Raw genomic sequence first — 534 nt, forward strand, 5'->3', positions numbered from 1 at the left:
CGCAAGGTGCAGAAATCTTTAAGCCCATCAAATACAAACAAACTGTATTCGTTGAAGATAGTGAACTAGTGAATAAAGGTTATGTGCAGCAGCAATTCGCAACTAAAACCGACAACACCAAGACATTGCAAGATGCCAAAGCGTACTCGGACAGTAAGGATGCGGACCAAACCAAAGTAATCACAGACACATTCACTAAAGCAGTAAATGACAGTAAAGCATATTCAGACAGTAAAGACGCAGCCCAAACCAAAGCAGTTACCGATGCATTTACTAAAGCAGTCGAAGACAGCAAAGCATATTCCGATTTGAATGATGCTAAGTGCGTGCAGAAAGCTGGCGATACAATGCAAGGTTCTCTGACTGCAACGGACTTTATCCAAAGCACACCACAAACAAATAATGCAGCTGCCAGTACTCGCAAAGACTACGTTGATGCCCAAGTTAAAGCAGTTGACGACAAGAACTTCACACTGAACAAAACTGCACTTAACGTTAGTTTGAATACTCTAGGCAGCATTGCACATGCAGGTG

The 534-nt window shown here is 42.5% G+C and carries 1 protein-coding gene; it reads left to right on the forward strand.

Annotated elements, in window-relative coordinates; translation table 11 throughout:
- On the forward strand, positions 1 to 534 hold a 534-nt coding region (locus LG31_RS21135; protein WP_033112466.1), incomplete at both ends, for a hypothetical protein.

Origin of the sequence: Aeromonas lacus (genome assembly GCF_000764665.1) — a bacterium.
Classification (GTDB): domain Bacteria; phylum Pseudomonadota; class Gammaproteobacteria; order Enterobacterales; family Aeromonadaceae; genus Aeromonas; species Aeromonas lacus.